Below are 22269 nucleotides of genomic sequence, written 5' to 3' on the forward strand. Positions count from 1 at the left end.
TTATTGTTGAGGCTATTTAAAAAAACTAGTTGGAAGAGCTGAGAGTATTCATTTGCAAATTTCAAAAAATGCCGTCACTAGAAATCAAAATATTCTCGTGACGGCATTTCTATTAAATATGTTTTGCCTTATAAAATAACATCCACTGCTCTAACAAACTGATTATTAGCTACACGATAGTATATTGAACCATCAATTGTTTGGAATCTATCAACTTTGTATGATGCATTTGCTGGCAATTGCTCAGTCAGTAGTTGGCCCTTCTCATCATATAAATTGGCTGTATTTTTAGTAGTTATTGTTGCGGAAGCTTTGGTATATTCATAAACTTCATTAGCACTGACAAATTCATTCGTTGCTACGCGATAATACTTTTGTCCATTCATTTCGACATAACGGTCACTAAACCAGTCACTTGATGGTGACAATTCACGATTAGTTGTGGCTTGTCCATGGGCATCTAATAGATGACCAAAGTTATCGTGATAAACTCGGATAAGTGTGTCGTTCGCCGTATAGATGTAAACATCATCTGCATTGGCCCATTCATCAGTTGCCACACGATAATATTTTTGTCCGTTTAGTTCCATTGATTCATCGTTATACCAACTAGAATCTGGACTTAAGAAGAGGTTCGTTATAGGCTCTCCTTTTGCATCGTATAACTTAGCTTTAGGACGATCACTGAACGTTGCGGAAGTTTGTTTAATATCCTTTATAACACCATTTTCTTCTGAGGTTGAATCTCCACTACTGCTGCCGCCACTACTTGGGTGAGTAACAGCTGGAGCTTCATATTTAGTATAAACAGCATCCACAAAGATAGGTTGGTTATTATATCCTGATAAAACAGTCTCATCATACCCATAGTCGTTAATTAAACTACCTAACAATTTATTTATCACAGACTTTAAATCACTAGTATTATCAAACTCAAAATAGTCGTTATCAATTAAATATTGAAGAGAATCCGTTTCAAAGTTACCATCATAATCCGAAGGTATTGTTATTTTTGTATTATTCAAATCTAAGGTTTCATTGTAGTTTGGTAAGTTATCTAACGCTTTTTGAAAATCCGTCGCCCCAGAAACATCAGTTGTTCTAGCTGGTAAATCGGCAGTTTCTGAAGATGAATTATCTGGATTATCACCATAACTGACATTTATTTTAAGACTATAGGGAGCGAGCGCTGTTACAATGACATTTACTATTCCAGATTTTGGAATTTCTACAGTTGTAGGAGATGGGTCAGAATAGCCTGGAATAACTGAGACTGTTAGTGTACTGCCAATATATTGTTGTGCTAATTTTCTTGACGCAACTGGCTTATCTTTTGATTGGTCCTGATTTGCCGTCCAATAATTAATTGTAGCATCAATTTTATCGCGCTCCTTCAATTTCCAAGTGGTATTTCCATTAGCATCGGCATGAGTGTCGGAATTAGTCGTATCACCATTATACAAATTCATCATTTGAGCACTAGTTAGTGGTGTATCCCCATCATTAATAATCCATCCTTCATACTTATTAGTATCATATGAGAAGTTTGTATTTTTAAACCCACTATTGATGTACGTCTGATCCAAGAAATCAGTGGAATTATTAACCGTTAAAGTAAATGGAACCTTCTGATCATCATATCCTTCATAATTAAAGTTCACTGCATTTGCCGCATCATTAACATTCTTAAACGCTGATAAGTCCAGTGAATCCAGTGAACTATTGTTAGAAAACATATCTTCATTTTGAGGAATATTAGGTCCAATATTAATACCACTCATATTAATATTTCTTAACTTTGTATCACCTGAAAACATACCATTAAAATCGCTTCCATCTGCAGCCGTAAAGCCACTTAAATCAGCACTTGTTAATTCTGCACACTCACTAAATAATCCTGAATAGTTTGTAATAGATGGTATATTCATGTCCTTCAAACTGGCACTAGTTATTGCAGTACCGAGATACATATCAGAAATATTTTTGGCCTTCGACAAATTTGGAAGAACAAACTGATCCAACTTCTTATCACCTAGAAAAAGTTGTGTGAAATTTTCAGTATTTGACGTATCAAAATAGTCAAAATTTTCGATACTAGTTACTCCAGACATTTGTCTAAATAACTCAGAGATATTTTTTCCAGCTACTACTTTACCGTCAAAAACAATTTTTGTTACTGCACTAGGAATTGAATTATAATGTTCATCATAATACATACCATACCAAAAAGAATTATCTCTAAGAGGTATTGCCGCCCATTCACCGGCTTCAATGTGTAGCTCTCCGTCCTTATTTAAGTACCAATCACTCCCGGAAAGAGTAGTCTTACCATCATCAGATTGTCCGGACCCAACTTTACCAAATTTTGTACTTGACGCAAGATTACTAGGGTCATTTAATCCTTGAGTAGTCACTGTACCTGAACCAACTGTGGATGGCGCATTTAATGGTTGTAAAGTCTCACTAGAAGGCTCAGCAGTTGCTTTGACAGTTTTACTTAAAGATGCCGGAGCCATAGCAGTACTTTGGCTTTTTGGTGTGGTATCCTCATTTGCAACACTAGATTGACCTTGAATCTGCTGAGCATCCGTCTGCTTTTTCTCACTTACACTTGGATCAGCAGTTCCAACGCTCGCCTCTGCACCACTGGAATCAGTTTTAGATGGCATCTGCTGTGTACTTTCGGTTTGTGGTGTATTAGATGTCGATTTCACGTCGTCCGCCTTAACGACCATCGAAGAAGTCCCAATGGCAATACCCTCAGCTAATAATAAGCTAGTCGCTACCACCCAGTTCTTACCTGATTTATACAATTTTTTCTTTAAAATTGTATTTGGATATCTTTTCAATTGTTCAAATCTCATATTTTTCACCCACCCTTATGAATATAATAATATACCTTTTTAATTTATATAAATATTCAAATATTATTATCTTGCTTAACAAAAAAATCCAGCCAACTTTTAACGTTGACTGGATTTCTTCGTATTGATCAGAACAAATAATAAAATAATTATAGCCATTGGCAATAACAGGCGAACCATATCGTACAATAAATTAAATCCTATCAGTCCCACTAACATTGCCGCTAAAAAATTCCAAAAGCCTAATTCTGCGCGAAAACTTGTTACCATTTGTTGAAAAGAAATATTTGTCCGTACAAGAATCACTAAAAATAGTACGAGCCATAAATTATAGCCCATCATTGACCATGGTTGCAGCAGTTTGAGGATAAACGTTAATGCAATTAAACCATAAGTCACAATACCTTTAGCATCCCTTGTTCTCAGACGTCCATCACTTGTCAACATCAGAACAGCAAGCAGAAGCACATTTGATACCACATTAATTATACTCACAACAATTCCCCTTAATTGAAATCATGTTTTCTAGTATAACAAGAAATCAGTTACTGAGGATTGTTAATATGCAAAACTTAATTATTTTGTATAACTTCTTCAAAAGTAAACTTTTCATCTTCAAAAGTCAGCTTTACAACCGCACAATTATGTAATCTAACTTTCTCATCCATAACATTCCAATCCATCCATTTCAACAAAAAGGCATGAATTGCACCGCCGTGACTCACTGCCAATATGCTTTGACCATCATCAGCCTGTTGCATAATCCTTGTTAAGGTTTCATTCATTCGATTCTGAACGTCATAATCTGATTCGCCATGATATTGCACGAAGAAATCACCATAAGAATGACGTTCTGGTTGATTTTTGGGATTGAGAAACTCCGGTTGTGCTTCAAAGACACCAAAGTCCCACTCCTTCAAACCCTTCAATCGCTGATATGGTTGATCTGTAATCAATTCCAAAGTATCCGCGGCACGTTCTTGTGTTGATGAATAAGCATGATCAAATTTAATTCCAGCATCCTTAAAATACTTTCCAGCTACTTTAGCGGAGTCGATACCTTCTTCTGTTAAAGGTGAATCACAGGATCCTTGAATTAGATGTAATTGATTGAACAATGTCTGTCCATGAAGCATCAAATAGAGTGTCTTTGACATTTTATCACCTCATCATTTTTAAAATATTCTTACTATAAATAGCCTCTTTTGCTGCTTGAGAAATATCCATCTGTTCAATCGCTTCAATAATTTCATTTGTAGCCCCACTGGGCATGATTGCAAATGGTGCATCTGTTCCTAAGACAACGTGGCTTTCACCAAAAAAATCCACTGTCGATTCCAAAGCCTTGGGATTACCCAAAATAGCAGTATCAACATAAAACTTTTTAAAGTCTTCAAATTCTTGAGCTGTCATTGTATATTTGATTCTTCCTGCAAAGAACGGAATCATTGCTCCAGCATGATGAACAATAATTTTCAAATTAGGATATTTCTCAAAATAACCCGCCTTAACAATTTGATACATGGCTTGGGTCAATTCATATTCCCAACTAAAAGTTATATTGTTATCAGGCTTTCTTTCATCGAATACGGGATGCAAAAAAATTGGCAGATTCGACTTGGACATTTCAGCAAAAATTGGTTCAAATTCTTTGTCAGCAATCGACTTACCCAGTGCCATAGTAAACAGTTGAATACCAATGAAATTTTTAGTCACTTGCTGCTCAATGATTTCTACAGCTTTAGGCAGATTATTCATTGGCACCATTGCCACAGCCGCTGTAAAAATATCAGGATTATCTTGGACTAACTTTAATAATTCTTCATTACCGACCGAACACAATTCAGCCGACTTAGCACCAGAAAAGTAATCTTCTGGATTCAAATTAACATTTGAAATTATTTGTTTAACGCCATCTGGATAATTTTCTCGTCTAATTTTTAAGTCAGTTAACGCTGGAATTTGTAAAAAAGCATTTTGTTCAATAATATTGGGTACTGATTCTTGAATTGCCCGCAATAAACCTACAGGTAAAACATGCGCAAAGACATCAATTTTCATAAATTATTCCTCACTTATTTCTCCAAAAGATTTGATACGATACCTTTAGTATGCAACTAAATTTGTTACTTGTATAATACCTACTTTGAATTAAATAACATGTCAAAAACGTATAATATGTCTGAGCATATTTAACTACTGATCTTTTGGTATTAGGTAAGTATGCCGTTTCCAGAGCTGAAAGTATTCATATGCTGCGCGGTACGATTCGAGCCAAAGGGCGGTCTCGAATCTCGGTTGAAGCCTTACCAAAAACCGGTAAGTCTCCAACACGCCCGGTGGTGTAAGGACTAAAGTCCTAACGCCACTTTCGCGGCAAATGAATACTTTCAGCTCTTCCAACTAGTTTTTTTATAATAAGAATGTCCAACTGTAATCTCTTGCCATTTAACTAAATTGGTAAATAAATTGAATTTAAATCTGTCACAGCAATGTTTATATCACTTTTTCGCCTTTCAACCTTTAGGTATTTAATTAAATTGGCTCTAGAACTCTGTAATAATAATGGTTATATTAATTTTTCACTTCTAGATTTTTAGTTAATAAAATAATTTTAAGCAAAAAGACTATCATGAGAAATCGAAATGATTTTTCATGATAGTCTTTTTGCTTTTAGCCTAACAGTAGTAACTGTTAGAACATGTTTCAATGCTTAAATTGCATTGAGTTCATTCGGTTTTAAATAGTATCCGATAAATTCCAATAAATGGTTCCGTTATACTTACCTCGATTTACCAAGCCGGAATTAACGTGCAAAAGCACACCCTGGTTCTTTGGCCAATTACCAGATACATCTGTTGTTTCTGACGTTGCACTAGCAGTTGTATCCTTCGCAATCAAAACGGGTCCAGCTTGTAAGGATGATGTATCACCAATATTATTGGTAAACGTTAATTCACCATTGAAGGTATTACCACTACTATCAACTAGTGAACTGCTATTAGCAGTTAAAGTCCAAGTTGAATTAGTACTATTAACTGTAACACCCCAATCACTCTGACGAGAAATTGTTTGTGCTTTATCAGTGGAACGAATAAATTGGAAATCATATTCAGTTTTACTTTCCATAGACAATTCTTTATCAATTACATCTACTGAATATTCTTGCGAATTGGATTTGCGACCATGGACGTCGGTAACATATAAGGTAATTGTATGTTTCCCAACACCTAAATCGGATCCAGCAAAAACTTTCTCGAAACTATTGGTTGCGGCATTGGTTTCACCAGTCAATTTTTCAGTAGCTTGATCAGTTCCATCAACGTTTACATGCAAAGTCATATCAGAGTTTTTGAATTCAGTTTCTGCATCGGCATAACTTAACTCACCTGTCAAAGTGGCATTATCTTTCACAAATGTTTGAATATCAGTCTTCTCTGTCGATAAATTCAACGCTGTATCTGGAACGGTTACATTATATGACAAGGTGTTTGATTTAAGTGGTGTTGTGGATCCATCAGTTAAATAAACGTCAACTGTATTAGTTTTGTTAGCTTCAATTAAATTAGCTGGAATATTAACCGTAAACTTACCACTCGTAATTGTGTCATCACCAGTCAATTTGGTTGTCGTCTCGGTTCCATTAATTACTGTATGAAGTGTCATATCAGAATTTTTGAAATCGCTATCATCGTTATAATTATCTGTAGCATCAATTGACAAATCAGTATTACCAACTGCAACTAAATCACTAGGACTATCAGAGGCTATTTGTAATGCTTTATCAGATATATTAACTGTATACGTCAATGTATTTGAAGCAATGGTATCTTTGACTCCATCTGAACTGACATAATTAGGATCAATAGCTTGAACAGTAATCGTATGTTTTCCAATATCTGAACTACTGAACGGAATTGAAAAACTACCATTAGCACTGTCGGTATCATTAATAGTTTCAGTCTTACCATCAATCGATACGTTAAAGTTAATATCACTATTGTCAACTGTAGTCTGTTTGTCAAACTTCATAGTACCAGTTAAATTAACTGTTTTATTTTGTGAAGTTGTAACTGGATCTTTAGAAGTTTTAGTAAGTGTTAAATTATCTCTAGCTTCTTGAATCAAAAATGGTGGTGTTTGCACATCAGTCTTGTAATTGTCACCTTCCAAAGTTGCATGAGAAAGTGGAACTTGTAAAGCACTGCTTGCGTCTGGTACTTGATTAGCTGTAGCGTTAAGTTCAATATTTGACCAAGGATTATCCACATTCAAGGATTCTTTGAGCGTATAAGTTAACTTAGACCCATTGATATCACTGTATGGAATTTCCTCAGTGTCACCATTTTTATAAACGACCTTACCAATATTACCATCACTGTCCTTAGTGATAGTGACATTATCCGGCAAATCTATCGAAGCTGTGATAGGTTTCATATCTTGGTTACCTGAATCATAATTCAACATGTAATTTAAACGTAGTTTGTCATTAGGATGTACAGTTGTTGTTTCAGCCAAAGCCTTATCAGCAGTCGTCATAACATCCGTGCTAGAGCTTACTTTAGTCTGATTGGTTTCATCAACAACATAAGCGTTACCATAAGCATTAACCAATGATGGCAAGGTTTCAAAAACAACCGCATTTGTTGTCGTATGACCCACACTATTAGCAGCTGTAAATCCATAGTACAAAGGATCACCCTTAGTTACACCTAATCTTGACAACTTCAAATTTACAGTACCAGATTGGAGATGTTGTCCAGTTGCGCCAGTATTAACACGACCATCAATTGTCTTATCATTGAGATCATATCTCAAAGTTGCGACAGTGGGATCAGCTGCAGTCGGTGGCGTATAGGTTATAAGTAAATGATGCCATGCCATGGCTGGTGTTGATGGCGATGAAAAGGTATTTTCTTCAATACCATTATGATTCAATTCATAATACGGTGTCGTACCTTTTTTACCAATCTGTGTATAAGATCCACTGTACCCAGGGTAAGCCCATGCCAAATGTTGAGCTGGTAGGCTTCTAGCAGGAGTATTTCCACTGTCATCTGTACCAATTTGATAACTATCAAGTGTTTGTCCCAAAGTACCTCCGGAACCATTATAAACATCTGAACTGCCCAAACCTGAACCATTAGAATCGAATTCCAAAGCCCAACTATTTTGAATAGCCGATCCTGCCATAGCTGCAGTAGTAGCTTTTCTTTGCAGATCACTTCCCCAAACGCCTAAAGTCTCACCACCAGCAATTGAGTTACCATCCTTAGCAATGGCACTATAACCTGAGTTCTGTAAAACAAAGGCCATTCCCTCAGAGCCAGAAGACGATCCACCTAAGTAGACCCACATTGATAGGGTTTGTTTATTTCCAGTATCAAAATAATTATCCTGCTCTTTATTACTCCAAACTGAAGAAACTTGAGTTGGATTATTTTGAATAACTTCAATAACTCTATTATTATCAATAGTCGCTGGCAAAGTATTTGATCCTTGAACAAATAAAGAACTATTCGAAAGAGCATCACCGATTGTAACTCCTGACGGAGCAGCAGCTAAGCCATCAGCATCACTAACATCTGCTTTTGTAGTTGTAATATTTGTCCCCAGCAATATCAATAAAAAGATTATTGAGGAAATAATCCATATATTTGCTTTTTTCAAAAATAGCACCCCCAAAAAATGATTACTTACTATCTTTAGTATAGTCGCAAGTATATGTTCATACATGTCATAAACGGAAAAGATTTTTATCATTAAATCAAATATTTTATAAAAAGAAACAAATGTATGATATATACACATTTTGAAACTAAAGGTTGAAAGACGAATAATTGATATAACCGTTGTCGTTATAGACTTAGTGTTAATTTATTTAAATAATCAGGAGTTTTCGTTTTATTATTCCTGCCATTAAAAAAATAAACTAGTTGGAAGAGCTGAGAGTATTCATTTGCAACGAAAGTGGCGTTATTGCTTCAGCAATTACACCACCGGGCGCGTTGAAGACTCGCGGGTTTTGCGAGGCTTCAACCGAGGTCCGAGACCGCTTCCCAGACTCGGGCCGTTCCGCGCAGCAATTGAATACTCTCAGCTCTGGAAACGGCAAATTTAATTAGACTTTCAACCTTTAATTTTAAAATAAAAAAAGACCGCCAAAAGGCAGTCTAGTCTAATCAGGATATAGCAATCCTAATGGTGTGACAGTTCTTTATATCTTTGCATCCAAAGATCAACATAAGCCTGTGAAAATGGTCCCTTGCCCTTATCGATCCAATCAATTAAAACGTCGACATTATCATGTAGAATAGTATCTATTTCAGGTGGGTAATTCCACATTTTACTGTGCGCAGCATACTCATCCACGTCCAATAGTCTTTTCTCCCCATCTGGAAAAACTTTAACATCTAAATCATAATCAATATATTTGATGGCCTCTTTGTCTAAAGCGAATGGTGTCGCCAAATTGCAGTAATAAGATACTCCGCTATCTCTAATCATAGTAATAATATTAAACCAATATTTTTTATGAAAGTAGACTAGTGCTGGTTCCCTTGTTACCCAACGACGTCCATCAGCCTCTGTGACAAGAGTATTCTCGTTACAACCAATAATTTCGTTTTCACTTGTCTTTAGCACCATTGTTTCACGCCAAGTACGATGTAAATGACCATCATGCTTATAACTCTGGATTGCTACGTAATCCCCTTCTCTAGGAATCTGCATAACTTACCAGCTTTCTTCTAAAACCTAATTCTTATCCAAAAAAAGTATACCAGAGCTGTGAAACTAATAAAAGCTATCGTTATCAAAAGTTCTCAATTAACATTAAACTCTAACAAATTGATCAGTCGCCACGCGATAATAACTCAATCCGTTGATAAACTGAAATCTATCCGTCTTATATGATGACTTAGCAGGCAATGTTTGGGGAAGCATCTTACCTTTCTCATCATATAATTTTGCCGAATTTTTAGTTGTGATCACTGAACTAGAATAAGTATATTCATATACCTGATTAGCGCTAACAAACTCGTTTGTTGCTACACGATAGTATTTTTGACCATTAAATTCAGTATACCTATCGCTATACCAATCACTCGCAGGTGCTAATTCTCGTGTAACCGTTTGGTCATGTGCATTAACAATTTTTCCAATATTATCTTGGTAGACTCGCACATAAGTACTATTGGCAACATAAATATACACATCATTTGCTTTGACCCACTCATCAGTTGCCACACGATAATATGCTACACCATTAAGATCCATGGATTTATCGTTGTACCAACTGGAATCTGGTTGCAAGAACAAATCGGTTATGACTGATCCATCCGTTTGATAAACTTGAACCTTTGGACGGTCACTAAAGGTTGCTGACGTTTGATCAATATCCTTAGTTGTCACAGTATCCACTGTGGAACCAGTTGAAGTTCCACTACTATGGTTTGAATTACTGATTGCAGGTGACTTGCCGTAGTGAGCATCGACCAAATCCTTGGGAGTGGTGGTTCTTAATCCAGAAAAGGGATTAATTTTATTAGTCATAAAATACTGTATGACATCATTAATTATGGCCTGCAGATTTTTCTTATCCTTATCAGGTATTATATTTGATACTACGAGGCCAGTAACTGAAACAGGTCCTCCTTGTCCATCAGTCGTCAACGCTCCTAAATTAATCATCGTACTATCTAAATTCAAACTATCATTATTCTCGTTCGGTAATTGACTCAAATCATTCTGAAAAGCTGTTGCACTTTTAATGTCGGTGGTACCAACTGGTATTGTAGCAATCACAGGGTTAATTGTTTTATGCGTGTCATCATAAGTAACATTAATCTTAAAATTATACGGTTCAATTTTTTGTACAACAACATTGATTGGCCCACTTTTAGAAACTAAAAAGGTATCAGGTTCTGGAGTATAATATCCTGCCAGATTGGGAATTGGGGTCCTTCCGCCAATATACGAGGTAAATGGAGGTGTAGTATAAATAGGCTTATCTTTGGCCTGATTCTGATCGGCAGTCCAATACTGAATAGTTGACTGAACCTCTGGTCTCTCTACCAACGTCCAAGTGGTATTGCCATTGGCATCACCTGGTAAAACGGCATCTGGTTTATCACTTACACAATACAAACTAGCCAATTTCTCACCATCTATCGGCACTTTTATCGGTACTTTTTGGTCGTCATTAACCCAACCGCTATATTTATTATCATCGTACGTAAGATGTGCTTGCAAATAATTAGTAGTATTATTCAAAGTTATCGTGTTGATTTGAATACCAGATACTCCGTCACCCTCAAATCCTTGAAAATCGAGTATATACCGAACAGTATCTCCATTCATATTACGAATACTTGATAGATCTAGTTTTTTAAGATTTCTACATCCTTCAAACCAAGGACCCATTTCATAACCATTCGGATCTGGAGTATGCAATCCTGTCACATTAATACTTTCCAGGCCACTAAAATAGAATAGCCCATACATATTAGTACTATTTTGAGGATTATATCCTATTGTCATATTACTTAAATCGGCTGTTTTTAAGTCTTTTGTAAAATTAAACATACTTGTATAGTCCGTAATAGTCGATACATTAAAATTATGCATATCAATACTAGTTAGACCACTATAAGAAAACATTGAATCGACCATCTGGGCACTGCTTAGATCAAGGCTATCTATATCAAACTGAGTTAGGCCCGTATCTTTAAAAAACAAAAAGCCAAAATCTATTGTTTTAGAGGTATCAAGTTTATCTAAATTATCAATTTCGCTCAAACTACTCAATCCACCAAAAGCTCCATAAATACTAGATCCCGCAGTGACATCGCCATCAAATATAATCTTTTTAACTTTATTAGCGTTTGGAGCGGTGTTCCATGTTGTAGTACGATTTGTAATTTGGGGTAGTGGTGCCCAAGAACCTGATTCCACGTGTAGTTCACCAGCTTGATTGATATACCAATCACTTCCGGAATATACTTTGCCACTTATTGTATCCTCGCCCGGAGCAAACTTACCATTAGTTATACTTGAAGCAAGATTACTAGGATCGTTTAGTCCAGTTGTACTGTTCTCAACAGCTGGTGCTTCTGGTATTTCTGGTGTTGCTGCATCGGATTGATTATTTTTGTCAGCAGTTTTATATAATTGATTGGATTTCAAATTATTCGTGGGTTGAACTGGTGTTGCACTTTTTTTATTATCTGGCGTGACGGGATCCTTTATCGAATCAGTACCGTTACCCGCTGTTCCAGATGAAGTTTTGGAAGTAGTAGCAGTGTCTTGTGTACTTGTATCAACTGGACCCGTAGCCTGATCATTCTCAGTTTGTGGCACATTATCTCCTGTTCCAACATTATCAGCCTTCACTATTAGTGGTGACGCACCTAAAATAATGCCTCCAGTCAAGGCCAAAGTAGTCGCTACTATCCAGTTTTTACCAGATTTATACAACTTCTTTCTCAGAATCACATTGGATTTCCGCTTTAGCTGTTCAAATCTCATACATATCACCCTTCCCCTTACGATTCCAATAATATACTTTTTAATTCTCAACTTACGGCAAAAATATAAATTAAGTTAAAAATTTTGTCTATCCAGAAAAAGGTACTTGTTGGACATTAAAGCAAACAGGCACTGTAATCTATTTTTGATTACAGTGCCTGTTTGCTTTCACATAATTATGTAATTGAGATTTTCCCATTAACACGTTGTGTTAGTTAATAAAAAAATTTAATAAAGAACTAAAGGTGAAAAATTAGTATATCTATCGTTGTTACAGGCCTAGAGCTAATTTATTTAAGCAACCAGAAATCTTCATTTTATTGTATAAAATACACTCAGCTCTGGAAACGGCATACATAATTAAATCCTTAACCTTTAGCTAACTATCCCAAATGGAAGCACACCCTTTTTAATCTTCAGAACCAAGTACTTTCTTTATTTCATCAAACCGGTACCCCTTAGTCATCAAATAATTGATCAACTTAGCTGGCTTGTCATAACGGTGCTGTACCTTACTGACAAGTTTACGGAGTTTCTCCAGTTCTTCATCTTCATCTGGTTCCAAATCCAATGCTTTAATAGTCGCCTCGATTATTTCATTATCAAAGCCCTTTTGATACAAACTGGATCTGAGTTTAGTCACCATCTGCTTAAACGAAGTTCGACTTTGTTTACGAACTTGTTTTTTTGCAAAGTCGATTGCATTTTCCAATAAAGTATCGGAGTCAATTTCAAACAACGCATCTTGAATAACATTGTCTGGTACTCCCTTTTGTGCCATCTTCTGCTGAATAATCTTAGGGCCATTTGCTGTCATTCGAAGCTGATCATGAACAAAACTTTTTGCATAAGAAGCATCATCTATATAATGAAGTCTTTCTAAACGTTCTATTACTTCATCAACCGCATCACGATGATATTCTTTCTTATATAGGTAGTCTTTGATTTCTTTTTTGGTACGCAACTGATAGCTCAAATAGTTAACGGCATCCCCATAAGCCTTGTTAATATTCTCAGAATCTTGAATTTCTTTGATTTTTTCATCAGTCAACTCAACGTCATTCATTAATCTAAAATCAATCAAAGTTTGCTCTGCAACAGGAAATGCATACTTGCCATCAAGGAAAACATTGTAGCGTCCCTTACGCTTCTGTGCCTGAATTTTCGTGATCTTTGCCAATTTATTATTACCTCACCATGTTATACTCTAATATGAGTTTATCGCAAAAACATTCAAAGGAAAAATTTATGCCTACAAATAATATTACGCAAGATTTAAAAGTTGGTGACCGATTTCCACTAACTATTAAAAGAATTGGAATCAACGGTGAAGGAATTGGTTTCTTCAAACACGTTATCGTCTTCGTACCAAAAGCTGTTCCTGAAGACATCATTGTTTGTGAATTAACTGATGTCCACGAAAGATTCTTAAATGGTCGTATCCATACAATCAGAAAACCTAGTCGTTTTAGAAATCCCGAAACACCAGAATTAGCAAATGAAGTTGGCGGACTAGAATTTGCTCACATCAATTACAAAGATCAATTACACTTTAAGTCAAACATTCTTCGCGAGTCATTAGATAAGTACAAGCCATATGCTCACGAAAAATACATGATCAAACCAACCGCCGGTTCAGTTCAACAAGAAAAGTATCGCAACAAAGCACAATTTCCTATTCAAGAAGTTGATGGCGAGATTCGTTGTGGACTCTACAAAACTGGAACTCAAGAACTGGTTGATTTGACTGAAATGCCTACACAAATGGATTTAACCATGAGTGCCATGCGTAAAATTGTTCAAATGGTTAAAGACTTAGGAATCCCTGTCTTCAATCCTGAGAAAAAATCTGGTATTTTAAGTATGATCGTCATTCGTGAGTCAGTTGAATTTAACCAACTTCAAGTTACTTTCATCACCCGTTCACCTAAATTCATCAAGGAACACCAGTTAATTGAACGCATCCAAAAGGAAATTCCTGAAGTTAGTTCAATTTCTCAAAATATCAATAAAGAAGACAAAGGTGCGGTTTGGGGTGACGAAACTAAGTTACTCTGGGGTGACGAATATCTTCAAGAAGATATCAATGGCTACACATTCAACTTTTCACCAAGAGCTTTCTTACAGTTGAACTCCCTTCAAACTGATAAATTGTATGACCTAGTCGCTCAAGCGCTTGAGCCTAACAAGCGTGACGTCTTATTAGATGCTTACTGTGGTGTCGGTACGATTGGTATTACTATGGCTGACAAAGTAAAACAAATTTATGGTATCGAAATCATTCCCGAAGCTATTGAAGATGCTAAGGTCAACGCTAAATTAAATGAGGTCGACAACGCTGAATACTTCGTTGGTTCAACTGATGAAATTTATCCTAAGTTATTAGAAGATGGCAAAACAGTCAACGCTGTAGTTGTCGATCCTCCACGTACTGGTTTGGATAACAAGTTGATTGCTGCCTTGAATCGTAATCCGGTTAACAAACTGGTTTATGTTTCATGCAACCCATCTACTTTGGCAAAAGACTTGGTAACTTTGACTAAGGAATATCGGGTTATCTACTTACAACCAGTTGATATGTTCCCACAGACACCACATGTTGAAACTATCGTTAAATTGGTAAGAAGATAGTTTCCGTCTCCAGGGCTGAGAACATTTACCTGCTATGCGGACCGATTCGAGCCTGGGAAGCGGTCTCGAATCTCGGTTTGAAGGCTTTCCAAAAACCGGAAAGTCTCCAAACTCGCCCGGTGGTGTAACGGCTAAAGTCGTAACGCCACACCCACAGCAGGTAAATATTCTCAGCCCTTCCGACTAGTTTTATTAATCCAGACAAATTACATAAAACAGATCGAGTTTAACATTTAAAATTAAGGTTCTTTTTCTAGTCTGGTTATAAAATCATCCATATTTGAATTACTTGTCAAAAGAGACTGTCTTCCACTTGGAATAAAGCGAGAGACAGCCTCTTTTTATCATAACCAAGCTAACAAAAAAGAGATGTATCATACTTAATCTTTTGATTCATTAAGTGTGATACATCTCTTTTCTTATCTAATTTACCCATAATTAATTAAAAATTTAAATTAATACTGTCTAATAAAACAGACAAATTAGTCGGAAGAGCTGAGAGTATTCATTTTGCAGCGAAAGTGGCGTTATTGCTTCAGCAATTACACCACCGGGCGTGTGTTTAAGACTCGCGGGTTTTGCGAGGCTTAAACCGAGGGTCGAGACCGCTCTTTGGCTCGAGCCGTTCCGCGCAGCAAATGAATACTCTCAGCTCTGGAGACGGGAAGAAAAACAAACTAAATGGTAGTAACACCTGTTATGAGCTTTACTGGCAATGTATAGGTACTTTCCAGTTCACACTCAGAATCATCAATTCGTCTCAACAACAAATCAATCATCATTGTGACAATATCAACAATTGGCTGCTTGATAGTCGTCAATTCAGGATGATAATTTTGTATAAAATCAGTCCCGTCATAACCGATCAATTTTAAATCTTCTGGAATTCTGATACCTAATTCTCTGGCCTGTTGCATAACCAATAGCGCTGTTAAATCATCGGTACAGAATATTCCATCGATTGTCTTTTTTAACAATAGTTCTCTGATTTTCAAACCTTTAATATTTGGTGATGAGCTAAATGGTATCTCCAAAAGTTTAAAGTCCAAGCTTTGTTGATCAAGGACTTCTTTGAAGCCAACCAAACGATTATTTGTCGGACTATTTGGACGATTTGCTCCAGTAATAATTTGTAGATTTTTACTTCCAGCGGCTAACAACGATTGGGCTGCTAATTGACCACCATGGTAATTATCAGAACTGACAATTGGAATTGTTTCTGACAAATAACGATCAAACGAAATAATGGGTAACCCAACTTTTTGATATTCCTCAATATTCAAATTATGCGCACCTGCAATTATTCCGTCAACGCGATTAGCCATTAACATTCTTAAATAGGCTCGTTCCTTATTGGCGTCATTACCTGCATTACAAAGAATGATTCGAAAGCCCTTTTTGAAAAGTTGATCTTCAATTTCTTGAACCATCTGACCAAAGAAAGGATTGCTTACACCTGGTAAAATTATGCCAATCAATTGTGTCTTCTTTCCCTTCAATGAACGAGCCAAACTATTGGGCTGATAATTCAATTCCTTCATCGCAGCAAAAACTTTTGTCTTAGTTTTTTCTGAAAGGGATCCATAATTATTAATTACCCGCGAAACAGTCGTTGGTGAAACTCCCGCCATCTTTGCAATATCATCTAACGTTGCCATATCTTACCTCATTAATAAATCTTCTCTAGTTGAACCTTTTGCAGTTGGACATTTTTAGAATCGACAAAGAACTGTTGTCCTTTTGGAAAAATTCTACCAGTGATAACTTTTTTACCACCATTTATGTACAATTCAAAGACAGTATTGTCCAAATATAATTCAGCTGTAATTTTACCCTGACCAACATTCGTCTCACGGATGGTTCCATGATCAACGGCAACTGCCACACCTGTATTGGTTCGGTCTACTAATATATTACCATTTGTTGCATTGAGCTGAATTTGTAATTCTTCACCCAACTCGGTTTTAACAGAAACTTGTCCACTTTGATTTTCGTCTAAATTAATTGAAATTTTAGACTGTGGTGTAATTTCTGAAGTCGTAATTTCATTCCTCATTAAATGATTATTTTCCACTACTGGTATTTGATAAAGCTCATTATCCTCAAGATGTAATTCTTTTACTAGGCTATAACAGTTTGCCCAGCCCTCAATATCAGATGGATAGTTTGTATCTGGTAATCCGATCCAACTGACTGTCAGAGCACGTCCATCAGGTGCATTCAAAACCTCAGTCGCATAAACATCAAAACCATCATCCAAATTCTTAATTTCTGAAGGTTCGATAAATTCAAATTTTTCCCAATCAAATCCTTTTCCAATAATATAAGCGTTAGGATAAATATTCTTATAGGACAAAACATCTTGTGCGATTCCTTGTGGACAAAAAATCAATACGGGTTGACCATCAACAAAAACTAAATTTGGACATTCAATCATATAGCCCATTTTCTGATCCGTAAATTTTAATTCAGTTTTATATTGCCATGGTCCGGTCACTGAATCAGCTTGATACACTAATACATGACCTGTATCATCTTTTTTTCGAGCTCCTATCAAGCAATAGTATTTGCCATCATGCTTCAAAATCTGGGGGTCGCGGAAATGATCTGTAAAACCAGCCTTAGGTTCCTCAATCAATGGTGTGGAAATTTTGGTCAATTTATTTTCAGTATCCACCCAAGCACCGTCCTGTTTAGGATGGCGTACCCAAGCTTTATCACGAACATTTCCGGTATATATTAGAAAGAGTTTGTCGTCAACTGGGATTGCTGACCCAGAATAAGCGCCATGACTATCCTGTTTGTCACCTGGCAATAATAGTGGGCCATGATCTTTCCAATGTACCAAATCATCTGAAGTTAGATGGGTCCAATTCTTCAAACCATGAACTGGTCCATAAGGAAATGATTGATAAAACAAATGCCACTGACCATTAAAATATGAAAAACCATTCGGATCATTCAACAAACCAGTTGAAGGTTGAATATGATATCCCAGTCTCCAATGAGAATTGGCTATTTTTTGTTCTATGTCAATAATCTGTTGGTCAGACCAATCTTTATATGGTAAATATCTTAATTTAGTTGTCCATTCTGTAATCATTTTCTTAACTCATACTTTCCTTGAATGTCTGTATTGTAACTTCTTTAGTAGTCAAATGTCAAACGTATAACATTTCGAAAAATCTTTTATCCATAGTATGTTAAGCGATTACGAAAATATAGTCCATTTTGTTTTGTTAAACGTTTGACAATTTAAAAAATCCATGTATTATTAAGTTATCGAAACGCTTACATTGAATTCTGGAGGGGATATATATGAATCATGAACAAGTCGCGGACCGAGTTATCAAATATGTGGGTAAAGACAATTTAATTGCTGCTGCTCACTGTGCAACTCGATTAAGATTAGTCGTAAAAGACGAAAAGAAAATTGATCAAAATGGTCTTGACAATGATGATGACGTCAAAGGTACTTTCAGTATCAATGGTCAGTATCAAATCATTATCGGACCCGGAGATGTTGATAAGGTTTACGATTTCTTAATTCAAAAAACAGGTCTCAAGGGCGTTACTCCCGATGACCTCAAGAACCTAGCTTCAAATGGTAAAAAAGACAATCCAATTATGGCTTTTGTAAAAGTTCTTTCTGATATTTTTGTTCCTTTAATTCCTGCCTTAGTTGCTGGTGGTCTATTAATGGCCTTGAACAATGTCTTAACTTCACCAAATCTATTCGGATCATTATCGGTCGTTCAAATGTACCCTGGTATGAAAGGTGTCGCCGAATTAATTAACCTTTTGGCCTCAGCTCCATTTACTTTTATGCCTGTTCTAATCGGTTTCTCAGCTACTAAACGTTTTGGTGGTAATCCTTATCTAGGTGCTACTATTGGTATGGCAATGGTTATGCCAGCCTTAGTCAATGGTTACGACGTAGCTAACGTTATGGCCGCTGGCAAGATGACTTACTGGAACATCTTCGGTATGAAGGTTGCTCAGGCTGGTTATCAAGGTCAAGTTCTTCCTGTTTTAGCAGTATCTTGGATCTTAGCTAAAATCGAAAAATGGCTTCACAATCACATGCCAGCAACACTTGATTTTATCTTCACACCATTGATTGCTGTTATCATAACTGGTCTTTTAACTTTCATCGGTGTTGGACCTATTATGAGAATCATCTCTGACGGTTTAACTAACGGGATTGTTTGGCTCTACAATACAACCGGCTTCGTCGGAACTGCCTTATTTGGTACTTTCTACTCACCTATTGTTATTACTGGATTGCACCAAAGTTTCCCTGCTATCGAAACTCAACTCTTAACTAATATTGCTAAAACTGGCGGGGATTTCTTCTTCCCAATCGCTTCGATGGCTAATGCAGCTCAAGGTGCCGCTTGTTTGGCAGTCTTCTTCCTTTCTAAAGATGAAAAACAAAAAGGTTTGGCATCATCAGCTGGACTTTCGGCTTTACTAGGTATTACTGAACCCGCAATCTTTGGTGTTAACTTGAAATTACGCTACCCATTCATCTGTGCCATGATTGCTTCAGGTATTTCATGTATCTTCATCGGCATCTTCCATGTGCTATCAAGTGCCTTGGGTGCTGCTGGTATCATTGGTTTCATCTCATTACCACCTAAGTTTTACTTACCATTCTTCATTAGTATCGCTATCAGTATTGCCTTAGGATTTGTTTTGACATATGCCTACGGTTTGAAATTTGACAAAGTTACAACTGCTAAACCAGTTGTTAAAAATGATGAAAAAATTATCGACGTTGCTGACGAAATGATTGCCGCTCCAGTTTCTGGTGAATTGATCAATTTATCAGATGTTAACGATCAAGTTTTCTCCGCTGAAATTATGGGTAAAGGTGCTGCTATCAGACCTAATGACAACAAAGTTTATGCTGTTGCTGATGGTACTTTGACCGTTGCCTACGAAACAAAACACGCTTACGGAATCAAAACAACTGACGGGGCTGAGGTTTTAATCCACTTAGGCCTCGATACAGTTAATTTAAAAGGTCAATACTTCACTTCAAACGTTAAACAAGGCGATGAAGTTAAAAAAGGTGACCTTCTTGGAACATTCGATATTGGTAAGTTAAAAGAGGCTGGCTATGATACGACAGTTATGATTGTTGTAACCAACACGATGTCTTACGGCGATGTCGATAAATTAAATAAGACCGCAGTTAAATCTGGCGATGACATTGTAGCTTTAACTGAATTAACTCCTGACTACTCTGCTGCTGCAGCTGGTATTTAAACTCTTTCTCCCCTTCATAACTCTTTTGCACATCAAAAAAACAAACCCAGACAATCCTTTGATTGGATCATCTGGGTTTGTTTATTTTGTATGACATATTTGAGAAGCATTATGTAAAGGAGACTTTACGAACTAAAGGTTGAAAGGTGAAAAAGTGATATAAATATTGCTGTGACAGTCCTAGAGTTAATTTATTTATATATTCAGAAATCTTCATTTTATTATTTCTACCATCAAGAAATAAACTAGTTGGAAGAGCTGAGAGTATTCATTTGCAGCGAAAGTGGCGTTATTGCTTCAGCAATTACACCACCGGACGTGGAAAACTCGCGGGTTTTGCGAGGCTTCAACCGAGGTCCGAGACCGCTTGGCTCGGGCCGTTCCGAGCAGCAATTGAATACTCTCAGCTCCGGAAACGGCATACTTAACTAAACTTTCAGCCTATTTTATTCTTCTACATCATGTCTGACATGGTAACCAAATTCATCACTCCGAGCGGTACTCAGCGTAAATTCAATCAAATGCTTTTGCATGTCATACGTCTTGCGTTTTAACAGTAGGCATGGTGCTCCTTCTGGCAATCCCATCACTTTACTGTCAATATCACTGATAACTCCAGATGAAAAATACTCATCAGCGTAATCAACATTTTCATGAAATTCATCCCTGAAAACATCATACATTGACTGATCCTGTAACATGTTCACACTCAGAGTTGAAAAATACTTCAATGGTAAATAAGTCCGTTCAAACATCATCGATTCACCATCTGCCAGTCGAAGTCGTTCAACTTTAATAATAATTTCACCGTCCGTTAAATTCATATTTTCGGCAAAATAGGCGTTAACTTCTTTTTTCTCAAAGCTAATTATTTGAGTCGTCGGAACTCGACCAAGTCTTCGCATCTGTTGACCAAATTTATAACAACTACTGAGATCATTATCAAGATTAGTTCGATTAACAAAAGTTCCTTTTCCATGAATTCTCCGAACCAATCCAATCGTTTCCAAATCAAATAAGGCAGCTCGCACAGTATTACGAGACACTTCATACTTGTCTGCTAATTGGCGCTCCGATAGCAATTTAGCGTTAGGGGCAAGATTTTGCACGTAAATGGTAAGCTGATTGATCAACTGTTCTTGAAGGCTAATTTTCATAAGAAATTGTCCTTTCTCATACTTATAAATTAATTCTATTAACTACCAAAATAGCATGCAACTTTTTGAAATTTACATTTTGTCAATGTTTTGAATCGAACTAGTAAGGCCATTCTTCTTTTTTCTCTGTATAACCGCAATCATTAATAAATTACGTTAAAATAATCGACAATTCCAAAATTAATGACAGAAAAAAAGATTAGACATCCCTGTAAATCCAGGGCTATCTAATCTTTAGTGTCAAAACCTGAAGGTTGAAAGATGAAAAGGTGATATAAGCATTGCTGTTACAGTCCTAAATTCAATTTATTTACCAATTTAGTTAAATGGCAAGAGATCACAGTTAGACATTCTTATTATAAAAAAACTAGTTGGAAGAGCTGAAAGTATTCATTTGCCGCGAAAGTGGCGTTAGGACTTTAGTCCTTACACCACCGGGCGTGTTGGAGACTTACCGGTTTTTGGTAAGGCTTCAACCGAGATTTGAGACCGCCTTTTGGCTCAAATCGTACCGCGCAGCAAATGAATACTTTCAGCTCTGGAAACGGCATAATTAATTAAACTTTCAACCTTTAGTAAAAACCCAAAGGCTGAAAGGTGAAAAATCAATCTAACGATTGCTATTACACGCCTAGAGCTAATTTATTTAAATACTCAGAAATCTTTGTTTTATTGTTCCAGCTATTAAAAAAATTAGTTGGAAGAGCTGAGAGTATTCATTTGCAGCGAAAGTGGCGTTATTGCTTCAGCAATTACACCACCGGGCGTGTTGAAGACTCGCGAATTTTGCGAGGCTTCAACCGAGGTTCGAGACC

Annotated in this window: 13 protein-coding genes; 2 read left to right on the top strand and 11 right to left on the bottom strand. The window is 36.5% G+C overall.

What is annotated here, in order from left to right:
- Positions 1-128 precede the first annotated feature (128 nt).
- From FFM71_RS03250 to recX, 8 genes are all read right to left on the bottom strand, one after another.
- Positions 129-2864 (bottom strand): BspA family leucine-rich repeat surface protein, encoded by a 2736-nt coding sequence (locus FFM71_RS03250; RefSeq protein ID WP_137610764.1) that lies wholly within the window; start codon positions 2862-2864, stop codon positions 129-131.
- A 99-nt stretch (positions 2865-2963) separates the two neighbouring features.
- Entirely contained in the window at positions 2964-3359 is a 396-nt protein-coding gene (locus FFM71_RS03255; protein WP_137610765.1) for a hypothetical protein, read from the bottom strand.
- Between the two features lie 77 nt (positions 3360-3436).
- Positions 3437-4021 (bottom strand): histidine phosphatase family protein, encoded by a 585-nt coding sequence (locus tag FFM71_RS03260; RefSeq protein WP_137610766.1) that lies wholly within the window; start codon positions 4019-4021, stop codon positions 3437-3439.
- A gap of 4 nt (positions 4022-4025) precedes the next feature.
- A complete protein-coding gene (locus FFM71_RS03265; RefSeq protein WP_137610767.1) occupies positions 4026-4925 on the bottom strand; it encodes an amidohydrolase family protein in 900 nt (299 codons plus the stop codon).
- Between the two features lie 678 nt (positions 4926-5603).
- Positions 5604-8534 carry a hypothetical protein gene (locus tag FFM71_RS03270; protein WP_137610768.1) on the bottom strand — a complete coding sequence of 977 codons (2931 nt, stop codon included), beginning with the start codon at positions 8532-8534 and terminating at the stop codon, positions 5604-5606.
- A gap of 528 nt (positions 8535-9062) precedes the next feature.
- The gene (gene ntdP / locus FFM71_RS03275; protein WP_102195809.1) at positions 9063-9596 is read right to left on the bottom strand and encodes a nucleoside tri-diphosphate phosphatase; all 534 of its coding nucleotides are present in this window, start codon (positions 9594-9596) and stop codon (positions 9063-9065) included.
- Between the two features lie 102 nt (positions 9597-9698).
- The gene (locus tag FFM71_RS03280; protein ID WP_137610769.1) at positions 9699-12392 is read right to left on the bottom strand and encodes an SLAP domain-containing protein; all 2694 of its coding nucleotides are present in this window, start codon (positions 12390-12392) and stop codon (positions 9699-9701) included.
- A 409-nt stretch (positions 12393-12801) separates the two neighbouring features.
- Positions 12802-13572: a recombination regulator RecX gene (gene recX / locus FFM71_RS03285; RefSeq protein ID WP_137610770.1), complete on the bottom strand. Its 771-nt coding sequence runs from the start codon at positions 13570-13572 to the stop codon at positions 12802-12804.
- Positions 13573-13640: 68 nt separating this feature from the next.
- On the opposite strand from recX, the gene rlmD reads away from it, so the two are divergent.
- Complete coding sequence (gene rlmD / locus FFM71_RS03290; protein ID WP_137610771.1) at positions 13641-15023, top strand: 23S rRNA (uracil(1939)-C(5))-methyltransferase RlmD; 1383 nt, start codon at positions 13641-13643, stop codon at positions 15021-15023.
- A 677-nt stretch (positions 15024-15700) separates the two neighbouring features.
- On the opposite strand, the gene FFM71_RS03295 is transcribed toward rlmD, so the two are convergent.
- Entirely contained in the window at positions 15701-16681 is a 981-nt protein-coding gene (locus tag FFM71_RS03295; protein ID WP_137610772.1) for a LacI family DNA-binding transcriptional regulator, read from the bottom strand.
- Between the two features lie 11 nt (positions 16682-16692).
- Positions 16693-18126: a sucrose-6-phosphate hydrolase gene (locus tag FFM71_RS03300; protein WP_137610773.1), complete on the bottom strand. Its 1434-nt coding sequence runs from the start codon at positions 18124-18126 to the stop codon at positions 16693-16695.
- 215 nt (positions 18127-18341) lie between these two features.
- Here FFM71_RS03300 and FFM71_RS03305 point away from each other — a divergent pair, with 215 nt between their 5' ends.
- A complete protein-coding gene (locus FFM71_RS03305) occupies positions 18342-20297 on the top strand; it encodes a sucrose-specific PTS transporter subunit IIBC (protein ID WP_137610774.1) in 1956 nt (651 codons plus the stop codon).
- A 446-nt stretch (positions 20298-20743) separates the two neighbouring features.
- Here the strand turns inward: FFM71_RS03305 and FFM71_RS03310 are convergent, their stop codons facing one another.
- Positions 20744-21454: a GntR family transcriptional regulator gene (locus FFM71_RS03310; protein ID WP_137610775.1), complete on the bottom strand. Its 711-nt coding sequence runs from the start codon at positions 21452-21454 to the stop codon at positions 20744-20746.
- Between the last annotated feature and the right edge of the window lie 815 nt (positions 21455-22269).

This window comes from Companilactobacillus huachuanensis (genome assembly GCF_005404815.1).
GTDB lineage: Bacteria > Bacillota > Bacilli > Lactobacillales > Lactobacillaceae > Companilactobacillus > Companilactobacillus huachuanensis.